Annotated in this window: 18 protein-coding genes; 2 read left to right on the forward strand and 16 right to left on the reverse strand. The window is 63.4% G+C overall.

Annotated features, from left to right (window positions below):
- Positions 1–104: 104 nt before the first annotated feature.
- Positions 105–590, forward strand: coding sequence for an outer membrane protein assembly factor BamE (locus tag J6524_RS05095; RefSeq protein ID WP_225669245.1), 486 nt, complete (start codon positions 105–107; stop codon positions 588–590).
- 120 nt (positions 591–710) lie between these two features.
- Positions 711–1,715 (forward strand): Bug family tripartite tricarboxylate transporter substrate binding protein, encoded by a 1,005-nt coding sequence (locus J6524_RS05100; RefSeq protein ID WP_225669246.1) that lies wholly within the window; start codon positions 711–713, stop codon positions 1,713–1,715.
- A gap of 155 nt (positions 1,716–1,870) precedes the next feature.
- Here J6524_RS05100 and J6524_RS05105 read toward each other — a convergent pair whose 3' ends face one another.
- The 16 genes from J6524_RS05105 to J6524_RS05180 form a co-directional block, all read right to left on the reverse strand.
- A complete protein-coding gene (locus J6524_RS05105; RefSeq protein ID WP_225669247.1) occupies positions 1,871–3,985 on the reverse strand; it encodes a sodium-translocating pyrophosphatase in 2,115 nt (704 codons plus the stop codon).
- Positions 3,986–4,232: 247 nt separating this feature from the next.
- A complete protein-coding gene (gene thiL, locus J6524_RS05110; protein ID WP_225669248.1) occupies positions 4,233–5,228 on the reverse strand; it encodes a thiamine-phosphate kinase in 996 nt (331 codons plus the stop codon).
- The gene (gene nusB / locus J6524_RS05115; RefSeq protein WP_225669249.1) at positions 5,221–5,715 is read right to left on the reverse strand and encodes a transcription antitermination factor NusB; all 495 of its coding nucleotides are present in this window, start codon (positions 5,713–5,715) and stop codon (positions 5,221–5,223) included. The genes thiL and nusB overlap by 8 nt, the downstream gene beginning before the upstream one ends.
- A 4-nt stretch (positions 5,716–5,719) precedes the next feature.
- Positions 5,720–6,211, reverse strand: coding sequence for a 6,7-dimethyl-8-ribityllumazine synthase (gene ribH / locus J6524_RS05120; RefSeq protein WP_225669250.1), 492 nt, complete (start codon positions 6,209–6,211; stop codon positions 5,720–5,722).
- A gap of 68 nt (positions 6,212–6,279) precedes the next feature.
- Complete coding sequence (locus J6524_RS05125) at positions 6,280–6,888, reverse strand: riboflavin synthase (protein ID WP_225669251.1); 609 nt, start codon at positions 6,886–6,888, stop codon at positions 6,280–6,282.
- Entirely contained in the window at positions 6,888–8,051 is a 1,164-nt protein-coding gene (gene ribD / locus J6524_RS05130) for a bifunctional diaminohydroxyphosphoribosylaminopyrimidine deaminase/5-amino-6-(5-phosphoribosylamino)uracil reductase RibD (protein ID WP_225669252.1), read from the reverse strand. Before ribD ends, J6524_RS05125 begins: the two co-directional genes overlap by 1 nt.
- On the reverse strand, positions 8,048–8,530 hold the full coding sequence (gene nrdR, locus J6524_RS05135; protein WP_225669253.1) for a transcriptional regulator NrdR: 483 nt from the start codon (positions 8,528–8,530) through the stop codon (positions 8,048–8,050). Before nrdR ends, ribD begins: the two co-directional genes overlap by 4 nt.
- Positions 8,531–8,543: 13 nt before the next feature.
- A complete protein-coding gene (gene glyA, locus J6524_RS05140) occupies positions 8,544–9,845 on the reverse strand; it encodes a serine hydroxymethyltransferase (RefSeq protein ID WP_225669254.1) in 1,302 nt (433 codons plus the stop codon).
- Between the two features lie 328 nt (positions 9,846–10,173).
- Entirely contained in the window at positions 10,174–10,797 is a 624-nt protein-coding gene (locus tag J6524_RS05145; protein ID WP_225669255.1) for a glutathione S-transferase family protein, read from the reverse strand.
- Between the two features lie 990 nt (positions 10,798–11,787).
- Positions 11,788–12,363: a histidine phosphatase family protein gene (locus tag J6524_RS05150; protein WP_225669256.1), complete on the reverse strand. Its 576-nt coding sequence runs from the start codon at positions 12,361–12,363 to the stop codon at positions 11,788–11,790.
- A 14-nt stretch (positions 12,364–12,377) separates the two neighbouring features.
- Entirely contained in the window at positions 12,378–12,866 is a 489-nt protein-coding gene (locus tag J6524_RS05155; RefSeq protein WP_225669257.1) for a DUF6644 family protein, read from the reverse strand.
- 7 nt (positions 12,867–12,873) lie between these two features.
- On the reverse strand, positions 12,874–13,230 hold the full coding sequence (locus J6524_RS05160) for a DUF6152 family protein (RefSeq protein WP_225669258.1): 357 nt from the start codon (positions 13,228–13,230) through the stop codon (positions 12,874–12,876).
- A gap of 85 nt (positions 13,231–13,315) precedes the next feature.
- The gene (locus J6524_RS05165) at positions 13,316–13,537 is read right to left on the reverse strand and encodes a hypothetical protein (RefSeq protein WP_225669259.1); all 222 of its coding nucleotides are present in this window, start codon (positions 13,535–13,537) and stop codon (positions 13,316–13,318) included.
- Between the two features lie 36 nt (positions 13,538–13,573).
- The gene (locus J6524_RS05170; RefSeq protein ID WP_225669260.1) at positions 13,574–13,798 is read right to left on the reverse strand and encodes a hypothetical protein; all 225 of its coding nucleotides are present in this window, start codon (positions 13,796–13,798) and stop codon (positions 13,574–13,576) included.
- 317 nt (positions 13,799–14,115) lie between these two features.
- Positions 14,116–14,631, reverse strand: coding sequence for a transcriptional regulator LdtR (gene ldtR, locus J6524_RS05175; protein WP_225669261.1), 516 nt, complete (start codon positions 14,629–14,631; stop codon positions 14,116–14,118).
- Positions 14,632–15,042: 411 nt separating this feature from the next.
- Complete coding sequence (locus J6524_RS05180; RefSeq protein WP_225669262.1) at positions 15,043–15,522, reverse strand: DUF6163 family protein; 480 nt, start codon at positions 15,520–15,522, stop codon at positions 15,043–15,045.
- Between the last annotated feature and the right edge of the window lie 45 nt (positions 15,523–15,567).

A 15,567-nucleotide genomic window follows, 5' to 3' on the forward strand; every position in this document is an offset into this window, starting at 1 on the left:
GGGTTCCGCAAGCGAGCCCTCCCGGGCCACGCGTGTTGCAATCTAGCGTGCTGCCCGGTACGTCAACGCACCGCGCGATGCAAGAGGACGGGCTAATTCCTGATATGACCGAGATCAGCCAGCTGAGCACCTGCGTGCCCTCGCCGCGCCGCATGACCGCGCGCCGGCGCGGCTTTCGCGCGGCCGCGGCCGCCGCATTGATTTGCGCGGCGCTCGCCGGCTGCATGGGCGAGCAATTCCAGAAGGGCTATATCCTACCGCCCAACGCGCTGGAACAGATTCCGATCGGCGCCAGCCAGGATCAGGTGCTGATCGTGATGGGAACGCCGTCAACGGTCGCGACCTTGAACGGCGAGGTGTTCTATTACATCTCCCAACGCTCCGAGCGCAAAGTCGCGTTCATGAATCAGCAGGTCGTCGACCAGCGCGTGATCGCGATCTATTTCGACAAGAATCGCCAGGTGACGCGGCTCGCCAACTACGGCTTGCAGGACGGCAAGATCTTCGACTTCATCAGCCGCACCACGCCGACGTCCGGCCAGGAACTCAGCTACCTCACGCCACTCTTCAAGCTGCTCAGCTTTAACTAGTAAGTTCTCATTCACTCTGTTCCGTGCTGCGGAAATCCTGCGCCAAGTCGCCCGCTTGCCCTCAGCGCGCGGGCTGCCTACGGTCCCTGCCAACAAGAATCCAAAGCAGGGAGCGAACTTGTGACGATTAAGACCTTTTCTCGACGCCGCGTTTTGACCGGAGCTGCAGCCGTTTCAGCGGCGGCGATTTTGCCGCGTTCAAGCTATGGCTCCGAGTGGCGGCCGACCGAGACCGTGCGGCTCATCGTGCCGGCGGCGGCGGGCGGCAGCACCGACGTGATGGGACGGCTGCTGGCTGCGCATCTGCAGACGGCGTGGGGTCAATCGGCGGTCGTGGAAAACCGTTCCGGCGGCGGCGGCACCATCGGCACGGCAGAAGTCGTGCGGGGAAGATCGGACGGTCATCTCATCCTGGTGGGCAATCCCGGCCCGAATGCAATCGCCTACAGCATCTTCCGCAACCTGACCTACAAGCCCGACCAGTTGCAGCCGGTCAGCAACATGATCCGGATTCCGAACATCGTGTCGGCGCATCCCTCTACCGGCATCAAGTCGATTCCCGAATTGATCGCCTATATCAAGGCCAATCCGGACAAGCTGACCTACGCCTCCTCCGGCGTCGGGCAGAGCCCTCACCTCACCGGTGCCTGGTTCCTGCAGCTCACTGGCCTGAAGATGGTGCACGTGCCGTTCCGCGGTGCGGGGCCAGCACTGCAGGCGGCACTCGCAGGTGATATCCAGATCCTGTTCGACAATCTCTACCCGACGCTGCCGCAGACGCAGGAAGGCAAGCTCACCGCGCTCGCCGTCACCACGCCCGAGCGCAGCCCAGCGGCGCCCAACATCCCGACCATGCGCGAGGGCGTGCCTGAGCTTGCAAAGTTCGACGTCTCCTCCTGGTTCGGCGTCTTCCTGCCGAAAGCAGCGCCCGCTCCCGCCGTCGAGGCGCTCAACAAGGAGATCAAGGCGATGCTGGCGCGCGATGACGTCAAGAAGACCATCGGCAATATGGGTGCGACCGCCGACTGGGGCACGCCGCAGCAGTTCTCCGAATTCGTTCAGGCTGAGACCACGAAATTCGGCGAAATCATCAAGCGCGAAGGCCTGCAGATGGATGTGAATTGATGATTAGGGTGGGTTAGGTGAAGCCGTAACCCACCTGCGGTCTCGCCGCTCACGAAGATTTCGGTGGGTTACGCTGCGCTAACCCACCCTACGAAGCCCAAAACAAAACCCCGCGGCTCGCCCGCGGGGTTTTTTTCGATCAGCTACTTCGCCGCTCAGTGCGCCAGGATCGCCAGCAGCAAGAGCGCGACGATGTTGGTGATCTTGATCATCGGGTTGACCGCCGGACCCGCCGTATCCTTGTAGGGATCGCCGACGGTGTCGCCGGTCACCGCGGCCTTGTGGGCGTCGGAGCCTTTGCCGCCGAAGTGGCCGTCCTCGATGTACTTCTTGGCGTTGTCCCATGCGCCGCCGCCCGAGGTCATCGAGATCGCGACGAACAGGCCAGTCACGATCACGCCGAGCAGCATCGCGCCGACGGCTGAGAATGCCGCCGACTTGCCGGCCGCGCCGCCGCCCGCGATGGCGTAGATCGCGAAGTAGACGACGATCGGCGACAGCACCGGCAGCAGCGACGGAATGATCATCTCCTTGATCGCAGCCTTGGTCAGCAGGTCGACGGCCTTGCCGTAGTCCGGCTTGTCGGTGCCCTGCATGATGCCGGGCTTCTCGCGGAACTGGCGTCGCACTTCCTCGACGATCGCGCCTGCTGCGCGACCGACCGCCGTCATGCCGAGCGCACCGAACAGATACGGCAGCAGGCCGCCGAACAGCAGGCCGACCACGACGTAAGGGTTGTTGAGCGAGAAGTCCGGAGCGACGCCCTGGAAGTAGACGTTCTTGGACGCGATGAAGAACTTCAGATCTTCATTGTAGGCTGCGAACAGCACCAGCGCGCCGAGACCGGCGGAGCCGATCGCGTAACCCTTGGTGACCGCCTTGGTGGTGTTGCCGACCGCGTCGAGTGCGTCCGTCGACTTGCGCACTTCCTTCGGCAGGCCGGCCATTTCGGCGATGCCGCCGGCGTTGTCCGTGACCGGACCGAAGGCGTCGAGGGCGACGATCATGCCGGCCAGCGCCAGCATCGTCGTGGTCGCAATCGCGATGCCGAACAGACCGGCAAGGCTGTAGGTGATGAGGATGCCGGCGATGATGACGATCGCGGGCAGCGCGGTTGCTTCCATCGAGATCGCGAGGCCCTGGATCACGTTGGTGCCGTGACCGGTGACCGAAGACGATGCGATCGACTTCACCGGACGGTAGTCGGTGCCTGTATAGTATTCGGTGATCCAGATGATCAGGCCGGTGACGGCGAGGCCGACGATGCCGCACTGGAACAGCGCCATGCCGGTGTACTTCACGCCGGCCAGCTCGCCAAAACCGATCAGCCAGTGGATCGCAGCGGCAACGCCGAGCAGCGACAGGACACCGGTCGCGATCAGACCCTTGTACAGCGCGCCCATAATGGACTGGCTGGCGCCGAGCTTGACGAAAAAGGTACCGATGATCGAGGTGATGATGCAGACGCCGCCGATGGCGAGCGGCAGGGTCATCATGTTCAACAGCAGCGGCGAGTTTGCGAAGAAGATCGCGGCAAGCACCATGGTGGCAACCGCGGTCACCGCATAGGTCTCGAACAGGTCGGCCGCCATGCCGGCGCAGTCACCGACGTTGTCGCCGACGTTGTCGGCGATGGTTGCCGGGTTGCGCGGATCATCCTCGGGAATGCCGGCTTCGACCTTGCCGACGAGGTCGCCGCCGACGTCGGCCCCCTTGGTGAAGATGCCGCCGCCGAGACGGGCGAAGATCGAGATCAGCGACGCGCCGAAGCCGAGCGCCACCAGCGCGTCGACGACGACGCGGTCGTTGGCCTTCAGCCCCATGATCTGCGTGAGATAGATGAAGTAGATGGTGACGCCGAGCAGCGCGAGGCCGGCGACCAGAAGGCCGGTGATCGCACCCGCCTTGAACGCGAGTTCGAGACCGCCGGCCAGCGAGGTGGTCGCCGCCTGCGCGGTGCGCACGTTGGCGCGAACCGAGACGTTCATGCCGATGAAGCCGGCGGCGCCCGATAGCACCGCGCCGACCAGGAAGCCGATCGCAACGAGCATGCCGAGGAAGTATGCCAGCAGCGCGAAGATCACCACGCCGACCATGCCGATCGTCATGTACTGGCGGCGCAGATAGGCCTGCGCGCCTTCCGCAACGGCCGCCGCGATCTCCTGCATGCGCGGGTTGCCGGCGTCCGACTTCAGGACGGACGACGTCGCCCAAATGGCGTAAAGAACCGAAAGTGCTCCGCAGAGCACAATCACCCATAATGCTGTCATAGAAGTTGCCTCAGATGCTCGTTTTCCGCCCCACGCCATCCCGCGAGCGCGGCCGGCGCATTATTGAAGGAGGCCTGCCCTCCCCAAAAGGGCGGCCTCAAATCGGCGGGGACCTTGCCAAAATCGCCACCGCGGCGCAACGCTGCCAAGGGCAAAAACGGTCCGTTTTTGAAAGGAATCACCGGTATCGATCTAAATAATTTGCCGCTCGGCGGGACAGTGGCGGACGGCGCATCCGACCTCTCCGTCAGAAGTGGCTGTAGGACAGCCGCTCCAGCGCGATCTCTCTGCCCTCTCTGTCGACGAACTTCGGGGCGGTGCTTCCCGCGACTACCGTTCCGATGGAACTGACCGGGATGCCCACACGTTGCGCAGCCTCCGCAAACGCCTCGATGCGGTCCTCCGCCACCGTGCACAGTATCTCATAATCGTCGCCGCCGGTGATCAGCGTCTCCAGTCCGACAACCCCGCGCGACACCAGATCCCGTGCTGCACCCGACAGCGGGACCTGCCCCACATCGATCACGGCCGAGACGCCGGAAACGCCGCAGAGTTTGGCCAGATCGCCGGCGAGTCCATCGGACACATCCATTGACGCGCTGGCATGGTCGCTGATGATCCCGGCCATCGCCACATGCGGCTGCGGCACACGATAGCGTCCGACCAGCGCCTCGCGCGCGGCCTTGTCGGATGCGGCGGCATGCACCTTACCGCCGCGCAGAATGGCAAGTCCCAGCGCGGCGTCGCCGATCGTGCCCGTCACCATCACGCGCTCGCCGGGGCTGGCGCCGCTGCGATGAACCATCTTGCCCGGCGGTACCCGGCCGAACGCGGTGACCGAGACCATCAGCGGGCCCGGCGTCGATACGGTGTCGCCTCCCAATAGCGGACAGGCGAACTGCACGGCGTCCTCCCCGAGCGCCGCCGCGAACGGTTTTAGCCAAGCCTCATCCGAGCTGCGCAAGGCCAGCGCCAGCACGAAGCCAGCCGGCGTGGCCCCCTTGGCGGCGAGATCGCTGAGATTCACCCGCAGCGCCTTGCGCGCGACGGTATCGGGGGGATCGTCGGACAGAAAATGCACGCCTTCGATGATGGCGTCCGTCGTCACCACGACATCAGCGCCATCGGGCTTCAACGCAGCGGCGTCGTCGTCGAGGCGGAATGCGCCGGGGTCGGTCGCAAGCGGCCGGAAATAGCGCGCGATTAGCGCCTCCTCGCCGGACGCGGGCTTGTCGCTAGCCACGCGCAAACTCGTCGGCGCGGAACTGGCGCGCGATCTGGTCGAGCACCGCATTCACCATCCCGGTCTCGTCCTTTTCAACGAAGGCGTGCGCGACGTCGACATATTCGGACACGACCACGCGGCCAGGAACGTCCTTGCGGTGCTCCAGTTCGTAGGAGCCGGCCCGCAGCACTGCGCGCAGAATCGCATCGATCCGCTTCAAGGGCCAGCCCTTCGACAGCGCATCATCGATCAGGGGATCGAGCCTCGCCTGGTCGCGGACCACGCCCGACACTACGTCGCGGAAAAACGCAGCTTCCGCCGGCAGATATTTGTCGCCCTCGACCTCGTTGCCGAGCCAGTGGCTTTCGAACTCAGCGAAGATGTCGTTGATGCCCGCACCGGCGATGTCCATCTGGTACAGCGCCTGCACGGCGGCAAGCCGCGCCGCGCCGCGCCGGTTGGCTTTCCTTTCGGGACCTTTGGCCGGCTTTTTCTGATCCGCCATCCTCTTAAGCCTTTGTCAGCCGCCGCTTGATCCGCAGCATCGCCAGCGCAGCCCGCGCGGCGTCGCCGCCCTTGTTCAACTCGCTGGCGCGCGCCCTCGCCCAGGCCTGCGCGTCGGTATTCACGGTCAGGATGCCGTTGCCAAGCGGAACTTTTCGCGCGACCGAAAGATCCATCAGCGCGCGCGAGGATTCCATCGAGACGATCTCGAAATGGATGGTATCACCGCGCACCACGCAGCCGAGCGCAATTGCCGCATCATAGGGCTTGCCGTTCTTTTCGGCAGCATCAAGCGCAATCGCGATCGCCGCCGGAATTTCCAATGCGCCGGGTACTGTGATGACATCGTGCGTCACGCCGGCGGCTTTCAGCTCGGCGACCGCGCCTTCCAGCAGCGCATCCTGGATATCGTCATAAAATCGCGCCTCGACGATCAGCGCGCGCGCGCCTGAGATGTCGGTCTGGTCCTTCAGCGGTGCGCGCCGTGCGTCTGCCATCGTTCAATCCGTTCACTCTTCTACCGGCGACGTTATGTAGTCGCCGCGGGTGGCCAAGCCAAGCGCCGTCACTTCATTTCCGATAGCCGCGCCGCATACCGGGCCATCAAATCGACCTCAATGTTGACCTCGCTGCCCGCGCGCCAGCCACTCAGCGTCGTAACAGTCAGGGTATGCGGGATGATCAGCACCGAAAATGTCACATCCTCGACCGTATTCACGGTCAATGACACGCCATCCAACGTCACAGACCCCTTGGCGGCGATGAAGCGGGCGAGCTCGCGCGTGGTGCGCAGTTCGAACCGCGCCATGTCAGGCAGATCGTCACGCTTGAGTATGGTCGCAATACCATCGGCATGGCCCGCTACAATGTGGCCGCCGAGCTCGTCGCCGATCTTCAGCGCGCGCTCGAGATTAAGCCTGGTGCCCTTGATCCAGTGCTTCGCCGTGGTCATGCCGAGCGTTTCGGCGGCGGCGTCGACATCGAACCAAGTCTTGCCGCCCTCGACGCCCGAAGCCACCACCGTGAGGCAGACGCCGTTGCAGGCAATCGAGGCGCCGTCGGCGATCGTCGTCTGATCGTAGCTGCAGGCGATCCGCATGCGATGCAGCTGCCCCTGCGCGGTTGGCGTCAGGGCAACGATCTCGCCGATATCGGTGACTATTCCGGTAAACATTACGCGCGCTCGTAAATCGTAAGGGTGTCCTTATCCAGCGTCTCGCTAGCACGAACGCCGTAATAGTTCGACTGTGTAACTGAGGTGAGCGGCAGCCCGTGCAAAGCGGCGACGCCATCGGCACCAACCATGTTCGGACCGCGCAGCAGCCAGACTTCATCGGCAAGGTCGTCCGCAACAAGACGCGATGCGACCCGGCTACCTCCCTCGACCATCAGCCGCGTGATGCCTTTCTCGGACAGCGCGTGCAGCGCCGCCCGCAAATCGAGCCCCGGCATTCCCGGATCGGTCGCCACGCGCATCACCTGCGCGCCGGCTGCGCCGAGTTTCGCGGCCGCAGCGGCCTCCGCCATCTCCGATGTCATCACCCAGAGCGGCGTGCCGCGCGCTGAATGCACGAGCCGGCTATCGCCGGGAATTCGTAAGCTGCGATCCAGAACCACCCGCACCGGCGAGCGCGCTTCCATCCCAGGCAGGCGGCAAGTCAGCAGCGGATCGTCCGCACGCACGGTGCCGATGCCGACCAGTATGGCGTCGCATTGCGCGCGCAACAGATGCACGCGCGTCTTCGCCACTTCGCCTGTGATCGCGACCGGCTTGTGGCCGGCGGCAGCGATCTTGTCGTCGGCGGAGACGGCGAGTTTCAGGATCACATGCGGGCGCTTATCGCGGACACGCCGGAAATGCCCGGCGTGATCGCGCGCGGCTTCGGAAGCGCCAACCCCGACATCGACTATGATCCCCGCGGCGCGGAGTTTCGCATGTCCCTGCCCGGCCACTTCCGGATTGGGGTCCTCGATCGCCGACACCACGCGCGCGATGCCGGAGGCGATCACGGCGTCAACGCAGGGCGGCGACTTGCCGAAATGCGAACAGGGTTCGAGCGTCACATAGAGCGTGGCGCCGCGCGCGGCCTCGCCGGCCCGCTTCAGCGCCTCGGGCTCGGCATGCGGACGGCCGCCCGGTTGCGTCCAGCCGCGGCCAACAATGACGCCGTCCTTGACCACGACCGCGCCGACAGCCGGGTTCGGCCAAGTGCGGCCGAGCCCGCGCCGGCCAAGCGTCAGCGCCAGCTGCATGAAGCGCTGGTCCGCCGCCCGAGCCTGTTCCTTGGCTTCCTTGAGCTTCTGCCCGTACTGGTCTTCCAGAATGCGGAAGATCATTTGCGCAACGTGGCGATCCGCGCTTCGTCCTCGCCCGAGAGCTCGCCGAGCACGGCCTCGAAATCCTTGGCCTCGCGGAAATTGCGATAGACCGAGGCGAAGCGCACATAGGCGACATCATCGAGCTGACGCAGATGCTCCATTACGATCTCCCCGATCGCCTCCGAGGAGACTTCCGCCTCGCCGCCGCTTTCGAGCTCGCGCACGATCGCCGAGACCATTTTCTCGACCCGCTCAGGATCCACCGGCCGCTTGCGCAGGCTGATCTGCACCGAGCGCATCAGCTTGTCGCGGTCGAACGGCACGCGGCGGCCGTTGCGCTTGATCACGGTCAGTTCGCGCAGCTGCACCCGCTCGAAGGTGGTGAAGCGGAAGTTGCAGGCGATGCACACCCGCCGCCGCCGGATCACGGCCGAATCCTCGGTCGGCCGCGAATCCTTCACCTGCGTATCGAGACTGTTGCAGCTCGGACAGCGCATCCACTCGCGTCCTTTAATGATAGATCGGGAAGCGGTCGGTCAGCGCCTTCACGCGTTCCTTGATCGCAGCTTCCACCAGCGGCGCCTTGCCGTCCGGCGATTGCGCCAGCGCGTTGAGCACCTCGGCGATCATGCCGCCGACCTGCTTGAACTCGGCAACGCCGAAGCCGCGCGTTGTCGCCGCCGGCGTGCCGAGACGCAGGCCGGAGGTGACGAACGGCTTTTCGGGATCGAATGGAATGCCGTTCTTGTTGCAGGTGATGGCGGCGCGCACCAGCGCTTTCTCCGAGACGTTGCCCTTCAGCCCCTTCGGCCTGAGGTCGACCAGCATCAGATGGTTGTCGGTGCCGCCGGAGACGATGTCGAGGCCGTGGCCGCGCAGCGTTTCCGCCAGCGCCTTGGCGTTTTCGACGACATTCTTGGCGTAGACCTTGAAGTCCGGACGCAGCGCCTCGCCGAACGCCACCGCCTTGGCGGCGATGACATGCATCAGCGGACCGCCCTGCAGGCCCGGGAAGATCGCCGCATTCAGCTTCTTGGCGATCGCTTCGTCGTTGGAGAGGATCAGGCCGCCGCGCGGGCCGCGCAGCGATTTATGCGTCGTCGTCGTGGTGACGTGCGCATACGGCACCGGCGAGGCATGGACGCCGCCCGCAACGAGGCCGGCGAAGTGCGCCATGTCGACCAGGAGATAGGCTCCGACACTGTCGGCGATTTCGCGGAAGCGCTTGAAGTCCCACGCGCGCGAATAGGCCGATCCGCCGGCGATGATCAGCTTCGGGCGGACCTGCTCGGCCTGCTTGGCCACTTCGTCCATGTCGATGATCTGGTCCTCGCGCCGCACTGTGTAATGCGAGGCCTTGAACCATTTGCCGGACATGTTGACCGGCGAACCGTGCGTAAGATGGCCGCCAGCGGCGAGATCGAGGCCCATGAAGGTGTCGCCGGGTTGCAGCAACGCCAGAAACGCCGCCTGGTTCATCTGGCTGCCGGAGTTCGGCTGCACGTTGGCGAACCCAGCGCCGAACAGCTTTTTGGCGCGCTCGATCGCCAGCGTCTCGGCGACGTCGACCCATTCGCAACCACCATAGTAGCGGGCGCCCGGATAGCCCTCCGCATACTTGTTCGTCATGACCGAACCCTGCGCTTCCAGCACGGCCCGGCTCACGATGTTTTCCGAGGCGATCAGCTCGATCTCATGCCGCTGGCGACCGAGTTCGCCCTTGATCGCAGCGGCGATTTCCGGGTCGGCCTCGGCAAGCGTGGCCGTGAAGAACGAGTCGGGCGCGGAGGCGGTCTTGGCGCTAGAGGTCATTGGGCGAAATATCTCCACCGCCGCAGGCCCTTAGGGGCGAAGCGGGCGGGTCTGGTGTGGCGGTCGAAAGAAGCCTGCGAGATACCACATCCGGGCCGGAATGGCCAAGCATTTGCGGTATCCGGCTGATATTTATGCAAGATATGGTGGGCGCGAAGGGGTAGCCGAGGCGCTCCGTGTCCCGGACGCGGTGCAGCGCCCTCGGGCGATGCGCCGCAGAGCCGGGACCCAAATACCTGCCAGCGACACCGTGAGCGTGGGTCCCGGGTCTGCGGCGCACCATTCGCTCCGCTCAGGCTGCGCGGCGCCCGGGACACGAACGCTCCCGTCACGCAAACCGATATGGCCCGCCCTTGGCGATCGAGCGCTGGAACGCCGGCCGGGCGTGCATGCGTTCCAGCCAGGCGGCGAGGTTCCGATACGGCTCCAGTTTCCCGAACACCTTGGCCATCTCCCCGACAAAACTCATCTGGATGTCGGCGCCACTCAGCGACGGGCCGACGAAGAAGTCGCGGCCCTCAAGCGCGTGGTCGACATAGCCAAGATGGTTGGCAAGTTCGCTGTCGATGCGCGGATGCAGCGGTGCGCCCGCCTCTTTCAGCCGCCCGACATAGAGGTTCAACATCAGCGGCAGCATTGCCGAGCCCTCAGCGTAGTGCAGCCACTCGTTATAGGCCTCGTAATCGTCGCTGCCGAGGGCAGGCATCATCGCACCCTTGCCGTAACGGCGGATGATGTAATCGATGATAGCGCCGGACTCCGCGATCGTCCGGTTACCGTCAGTGATGACTGGTGACTTGCCGAGCGGATGCACCGCCTTCAACTCCGGCGGCGCCAGCCGCGTCTCGGCGTTGCGCTGGTAGCGCTTCATCTCATAGGGAAGCCCAAGTTCCTCCAGCAGCCACAGAATTCGCTGTGATCGGGAGTCGTTGAGGTGATGAAGCGTGAGCATGGGGTTTTTCTCCGCTTGCTATTGATGGGCGCTATTGGCCTGAGAGTGTCATTGGGGGCGAGGTGAAGCAATCCGTCCCTGCAGGATGGGTGGAGCGAAAGCGATACCCATCAATGCCCCACCACGCGGTGCACGCCATGATGGGTTTCGCTTCGCTCACCGCTCTTTCCCCGTCATTGCGAGCGCAGCGAAGCAATCCATCCTTCCGCGCATGGGGTGGCAATGGATTGCTTCGCTGCGCTCGCAATGACGCGGAGATAGCGCCGCACACACCACCCTCATCCCCGCGTAGGCGGGGATCCAGTACGCTGCGGCTTCTCGGTTCAATCATTGACATCTCCGGGATACTGGATCGTCCGCCTTCGCGGACGATGACAACTGAACATGAAGCGACGATCTCGCGACATGAACTGCCCGAGGTTTGCTAAAAAACTTCCCGCCCTCTCACTCAGAGGGCGCAGGGAAGACCGGGTGCTGGCTGCACCCGCGGTCTCGTGTGCCGCTTGCGCATAAGAAAACGCACACGAGCATACAGGTACAGCGGAAACACTCCGGCCTTCCCTGCGCAATGGCTTTACGGCTTATAACGTGCTCTTCCCGGCGAACGGCTTTTTTGCCACCGTCGCCCCGGAGAAGCTTCGCTTCTCTTGGGACTTAATGTCAGCACCGCGACATCAGAACCACACGCCTTCGCCGTACGCATCCGGCGCGTACGTCTAGCACGCCATCTGCGTCCATCGCATCTCACTGCACGCTGGTGACGATGGCCGACGCCCCTCATCTTGCGGTGAGACAAGCGGAGTTATGCGGCTGATTTGGGTGAGAAGTTAAGCGGAATATTTTTGCTTCCGGGACTTGACACGATTTCTGAAAATCAGAATTGATTTGCCCGTCGTGCCAGTTTGCCGCAGCTTCCGCACGAAATTGTACTTGCGCGAGAGAGCAACTCACCTCGCAGACGCGCGACCGGGATGTGCGTCAACTGCTGCTTCAATCGAGCAGCAGGCGGCCGACGGGCGCGGCGCGATCGCTGCCGCCTTTGACGACAACGATCTCGCCGCTGGCCGGCGAAATACCTGATAGCGCCGATATGTTCGCGCCGTGCGTTACGACGAGGAGGTTTCCGCGTGCTGTCCATTTGGCAATGAGCGCGCGGCCGCCCGCAATGAGTGTCTCTCGCTGGTCGCGCAGGACTACGACATTGCCGAATGTTGCCTCGGTCTCGACGGTCCCGAGGTTCAGCAACTTCGCGGTATCAACGCATCTGCACCACGGCGAACTCACAATCTTTTCGAACGAAATCCCTTCCTGCTTGAGCCGCGTTCCGATTTTCTCCGCATCCGCCCTTCCCTTCGGGCTGAGGTTGCGCTGAGTGGCGCAATCCTCCACGCGGAAGCCTGGCGGATCGCCGACGCCTCCAGGCGCATCGGCATGGCGCATCAGCGCCACATGCCCGCCGGCGCGCAAGGCGTTCCAGGCATTCGCCGCCTCGTCGGCGACGGCGATCCTCGCCATGCCGCAGAAGCCGATCAGGAATGCAACGATAGCGAAACGCAGGCCGTACATGACAACTGTCCCCGCTAGAAATACGCAATCAGGCGTCCCGCGCAGACGACGCCGAGCCACAGCAGGATCGATGTCAGCGCGGTCGCCTTGGCGCCGCTGGAGGCCTTGTCACCCCATCGCGAAGCATCACGCCAGGGAATCGCATGCGCGATGACAATGTTGACGAGGGCGGCGGCAATCAGCACGAACTTGGCCTGGAACGCCGGATTTTTTACCACATGCGAAGCATCGGCACTGAACAGCAAAAATCCCATGCTGATCGCGAGCACAAAACCAAAGCGCGCCAGAGGCAGCAGCAATTGCGCCATCGGCTGGATCGCAATCGTGCGCCCAAGCCCGAGCAGTCTCAAGTCGAGCGCCAGGATCGACCCCACCAGGATCACGAAGCCGAAGATGTGCAGGATCTCGACGGCGGGATAGAGCGCGGGCGAAGCGCGCATCGCATGTCCCAGCGCGCTTTCCTGCAGGGACAGGAAGATCGATGCGGCCGGCTCGTGTTCCACGCGCCGCCTACCGCAATTCGATGCGCTTGCCGCCCAGCACGATATATTCGATCCTCGCCTCGTCCGGCTTGCTCGTGTGCGGATAGCCGAACACGGTGCAGGTCTTGCCGGGCGCGATCAGGTCAGCCGTCGCGCCACGCGCCTGCATGCGCGATGGCGGCGCGAGGATGAAGTGCCAGCGCTTGCCGTCGACCTCCATCTCGATCTCGCAATGCGGATTCTCGAAGGTCGATTTCAGTATCTTGCCGGTGACGGTGAACGACTTCGACGTATCGTATCCGCCCCAGCCGTGATGGGCGATGGCCGAAGCCGGCACAAGGCTTGCCGCCAGCGACAGGAATAAACGACGGGTGAGTGAGGTCATGGCGCGCCTCCGTCGAGCGATCCACGAAATCTATGGTGGCGGGCGCGATGCAGCAAGGTCAAGCCGCTGCCGCAGGCACCCTCCATTACAGCCCCGTATATCCCGCCTTCACCGGATCGTTGCTGCCGTCGAGCTGGCGCAGATATGTCAGGCCGCATACCGTGAGCCGGTGCGGATCGTTCTCGCCGGCCTCGACCAGCTTGGTGAGATAGGCCGTCACCTTGGCGCGTGCCTCATCGCTCGCCGCGGCGCTGCAGTTCACCAGCAGGCCATAGGTCTGCATGATCCGGTCGATCGCGGCTTCCATGGATTTTCTCCTGATGCAGGGGGACTGATGAGGCGCTCAGGCCGGTATGCGCGCTTCGAATTCGGCGATCGCCTTGTTGGCGAGCTTGAGCCTGTTGTGTTCGCCGCGCTGAAACATCCTGATGATGATTCTGAGCAATCGCTCGTTGGTGACGAGGGTTTCCGTAATGGCGCCAGTCTTACGGAGGTAGTTTGCGGCGATCTTGTAGGAATCGCCCACTACCTCAAAGTTCATGACCTGGATCCCGCGTTCGACCAGCATGCCCTCACCCCTTCATGGCCGGGCCGATAATTCGTAAGGCGCGAAGAAGGTTCCACCGCGAGAGTGCGCAATTTCTGTGCGAAAATGCCTCAATTGCCGAACCTGCGCAGGATTTGCCTTCAAAAACAAAGCGCACCGGTGCCGGACGACCGGCGCCGATGCGCTTTGAGCAGGGCTTACTGCCTTGCCAGTTCAGATGTCCGCTGTGGCTGCCGGTCTTGTTGATGCGGCCGGCTTGGCTGTCAGGCGGACTGAAGATTGATCCTGACGCGTTTGATGGCGCGCCCCCACGCGCCAAAAACGCATCAGAAAAATTCTCAGAGCCGGTACAGGATCTGGTCGGTCCAGAACCGCTCGAGGCGATGCAGCGACTTGTTCAGCGTCGCGAATTCCTCGTTCGAGATGCCGCCGACCTGCTCTACCGTCTTGACGTGCTTCTGGTAGAGCGCGTCGACGATCTTGCGGATCTCCTGGCCCTGCGCAGTCAGGCGGATGCGGACCGAGCGGCGATCAACGCGCGAGCGCTGATGATCAAGGAAGCCAAGCTCCACGAGCTTCTTCAGGTTATAGGAGACGTTGGAGCCGAGATAGTAACCGCGCGTGCGCAGTTCGCCCGCGGTCAGCTCCTTGTCACCGATGTTATAGAGCAGCAAGGCCTGCACCGAATTGATGTCCGCGCGGCCGCGGCGATCGAATTCGTCCTTGATGACGTCGAGCAGACGGCGATGCAGCCGTTCAACCAGCGTCAACGCTTCCAGATAGAGCGGCTGTACCGAAGTTTGGCCGGCAGAGCGCTCAGCGGTTTCCACCGCCGTTGCAACGGCTTTGATCATGACACTTCCCCTGTCGTCGTTTTTCGACTTATTTCGACGAAACTTCTGTCCCGCCTGATAGGTTCAACTTAAGGGGGCGGATTGAACATCCGCTTAAATAAGACAATAAAGAGATCATGAATTTAACAGAGTGAATTGAGGATTAAGCCCGGCGGATCAAGGCTTTTTGCAATCTTTCATTGACGGTGGAAGCGCGATGTTCACGCTTCGTCTGCGTAGGTTGTCGCATTCGGAAACAGGTGCGTCTGAAATAGCAACGCTCGCGTAACAGGTGTGGTGGAACCTTTACGGGCCTTAACGGTGAGCGAAACGTTACCTGGAAGATTGTTTGAAAATTGTAAGGGACGGCATCGCGATTTCTGCACGCGGATGGATTATGGCGGAAAACTGACGCGTTGGCCTTTCCTTCTCCTACGGCGGGCGCTCGCGGGCGGCCATCCAGGCGAGCGCGAGATAGGCGCCGAGCATCACAGCCTCCAGCGCGACCACGGTCAGGCTGCCGCCATAGATCCCCGGAAACATCAGTTCGATCACCGCCATCGACACCACGGTGGTGAGCCACACCACCGCGCCCCAGGGCGTCGCAAGCCAGAGCCCGACGGCGGCGACGAGTTCGATGACCGCGAAATAGACAGTTGCGGTCTGCCAGGCCATCGACTGGTTCTCGAACGCCTCTTCTTCACCGCCGATGAAGCCGGTGACCTGGGCCCAGTGGTACAGGCCCTTCATGATCGACAGGACCGCCATGATGCGCAGAAACAGCACCAGGCGGCGCGTCCATACATTCTCATCGGACTCGATCCGCTCCGACGACATGCCCGCCATGGACATCGCGGCGTCCCTGTCCCTCGCCTTGTCCCGCGCAGCATCGCGCGCCGACATGTCAGACATGGCTGACCTCTTGGCGGCCGACGTCGGAATCGGGACGCAACGGGT

The organism is Bradyrhizobium hereditatis, from assembly GCF_020329435.1.
GTDB lineage: Bacteria > Pseudomonadota > Alphaproteobacteria > Rhizobiales > Xanthobacteraceae > Bradyrhizobium > Bradyrhizobium hereditatis.

What these genes read in the sequence shown, in the direction of transcription:
- J6524_RS05095 (WP_225669245.1), top strand. Translation starts at nt 105, where the DNA reads ATGACCGAGATCAGCCAGCTGAGCACCTGCGTGCCCTCGCCGCGCCGC.
- ribD (WP_225669252.1), bottom strand. Translation starts at nt 8,051, where the DNA reads ATGATCTTCCGCATTCTGGAAGACCAGTACGGGCAGAAGCTCAAGGAA.
- nrdR (WP_225669253.1), bottom strand. Translation starts at nt 8,530, where the DNA reads ATGCGCTGTCCGAGCTGCAACAGTCTCGATACGCAGGTGAAGGATTCG.
- glyA (WP_225669254.1), bottom strand. Translation starts at nt 9,845, where the DNA reads ATGACCTCTAGCGCCAAGACCGCCTCCGCGCCCGACTCGTTCTTCACG.
- J6524_RS05180 (WP_225669262.1), bottom strand. Translation starts at nt 15,522, where the DNA reads ATGTCTGACATGTCGGCGCGCGATGCTGCGCGGGACAAGGCGAGGGAC.
- J6524_RS05125 (WP_225669251.1), bottom strand. Translation starts at nt 6,888, where the DNA reads ATGTTTACCGGAATAGTCACCGATATCGGCGAGATCGTTGCCCTGACG.
- J6524_RS05165 (WP_225669259.1), bottom strand. Translation starts at nt 13,537, where the DNA reads ATGGAAGCCGCGATCGACCGGATCATGCAGACCTATGGCCTGCTGGTG.
- J6524_RS05170 (WP_225669260.1), bottom strand. Translation starts at nt 13,798, where the DNA reads ATGCTGGTCGAACGCGGGATCCAGGTCATGAACTTTGAGGTAGTGGGC.
- ldtR (WP_225669261.1), bottom strand. Translation starts at nt 14,631, where the DNA reads ATGATCAAAGCCGTTGCAACGGCGGTGGAAACCGCTGAGCGCTCTGCC.
- J6524_RS05150 (WP_225669256.1), bottom strand. Translation starts at nt 12,363, where the DNA reads ATGTACGGCCTGCGTTTCGCTATCGTTGCATTCCTGATCGGCTTCTGC.
- J6524_RS05105 (WP_225669247.1), bottom strand. Translation starts at nt 3,985, where the DNA reads ATGACAGCATTATGGGTGATTGTGCTCTGCGGAGCACTTTCGGTTCTT.
- nusB (WP_225669249.1), bottom strand. Translation starts at nt 5,715, where the DNA reads ATGGCGGATCAGAAAAAGCCGGCCAAAGGTCCCGAAAGGAAAGCCAAC.
- J6524_RS05160 (WP_225669258.1), bottom strand. Translation starts at nt 13,230, where the DNA reads ATGACCTCACTCACCCGTCGTTTATTCCTGTCGCTGGCGGCAAGCCTT.
- ribH (WP_225669250.1), bottom strand. Translation starts at nt 6,211, where the DNA reads ATGGCAGACGCACGGCGCGCACCGCTGAAGGACCAGACCGACATCTCA.
- J6524_RS05145 (WP_225669255.1), bottom strand. Translation starts at nt 10,797, where the DNA reads ATGCTCACGCTTCATCACCTCAACGACTCCCGATCACAGCGAATTCTG.